The organism is Mesorhizobium australafricanum, from assembly GCF_033977265.1.
In the GTDB taxonomy this organism is placed as follows: Bacteria; Pseudomonadota; Alphaproteobacteria; order Rhizobiales; family Rhizobiaceae; genus Mesorhizobium; species Mesorhizobium australafricanum.
Genome location: NZ_JAVIIT010000054.1, coordinates 1 through 1,580, shown reverse-complemented (window position 1 = coordinate 1,580; position 1,580 = coordinate 1). Strand labels below are relative to the sequence as shown.

Genomic DNA, 1,580 nt, shown 5'->3' with positions numbered 1-1,580 from the left:
GGCTCTTGCGTCCACTTGCCGAAGCCGTTCACCAGGATCGCCAAGCCTTGAGCAGTAAAATCGGAGAGCCCGACATCCTGGCGATCGGCGCGGCGAAGGACCTCCTCGCCAATGGCGACCGTGGCCTCGCGCATCTTCTGCTGATTCGGCCATTTGCTGAAACCATTCACCAAGGTCACCAGGTGTTGATCGGCAAATCCGGCGAGTTGGCCGGCGCGGGACACGATCTCCTCGGCGAGGCCCACTGCAGCTTGGCGCACTTCAGGCTCCTGGGGCCACTTGCTGAATCCGTTCACCAGGTTCGCCACATGTTGGTCAGTAAATCCACGGAGGTGACTGGTGCGGCGGAGAATCTCGCAGGCAACTGCGGCCGTGGCTTCGCGCGTCTTCTCCTGTTCGGGCCATTTGCTGAAACCGTTCACCAAATTCGCCAGGTGTTGATCGGCGAATCCGGCGAGTTGGCCGGCGCGGGACACGATCTCCTCGGCGAGGCCCACTGCAGCTTGGCGCACTTCAGGCTCCTCGGGCCACTTGCTGAATCCGTTCACCAGGTTCGCCACATGTTGGTCAGTAAATCCACGGAGGTGACTGGTGCGGCGGAGAATCTCGCGGGCAACTGCGGCTGTGGCTTCGCGCGTCTTCTCCTGTTCGGGCCATTTGCTGAAACCGTTCACCAGTATGGCCAGCTGCTGATGGGTAAACCCCTTGATTTTGTCGGCGCGGGAGGCGATCTCCCCGGCGATGGCGACCGCAGCTTGGCGCATGCCTGGCTCTTGCGGCCACTTGCTGAAGCCATTGATCAGATAGGCCAGCTCCTGACCAGGAAAACCGCGCAATCGGTTGGCGTCGCAGCTGACCTCAGAGGCGATGGCGACGGCCGCTTCGCGCGTCTTCTCCTGTTCCGGCCACTTGCTGAAACCATTCACCAGATTGGCCAGGTGTTGATCCGTGAACCCACCCAGCTCCCTGGCGCGCGCAACGACCTCCCCACCGACGGTGACTGCTGCCTGGCGCATATTGAGTTCTTCGGGCCACTTGCTGAAACCATTCACCAGTATCGCCAGGTGCTGATGAGTAAATCCGCCGGGCTTGCCGACGCCGGACGCAATGTCCCCTGCGATGGCGACCGCAGCCTGACGTATGCCTGGCTCTTGCGGCCACTTGCTGAAACCGTTCACCAAAGTGGCCAGCTCCTGCTCAGGAAAGCGACCGAGTCGGTTGGCCTCGCGACTGATCTCAGAGCCGATGGCGATCGTTGCTTCGCGCGTGCTTTCCTGTTCCGGCCACTTGCTGAAACCGTTCACCAGGTTCGCCAGGTCCTGCGGTACAAAATCGGAAAGCCGATTGGCTCGGCCTGCGAGGTACGTCACCTCGGTGCCGATAGCGCTGGTGGCGTCCCGACACTCCGCTTGTTTCGGCCATTTGCTGAAACCATTGACCAGGTTGGTCAAGCTCTGCGGATTGAATTTGGAAAATCCCTCCGTCTCAGCGCGGCGAAGAACCTCACCAGCAACTGCGAAAGTGCCGTCGCCACACCCTGGCTGGTCAGGCCACTTGCTGAAGCCGTTCACCAGCAGCGA

General features: G+C 61.2%; 1 pseudogene. It reads right to left on the bottom strand.

Features of this window, described 5'->3' with window-relative positions:
* Window positions 1-1,580, bottom strand: a pseudogene (locus RFM98_RS31120) (hypothetical protein); the annotation flags it as partial.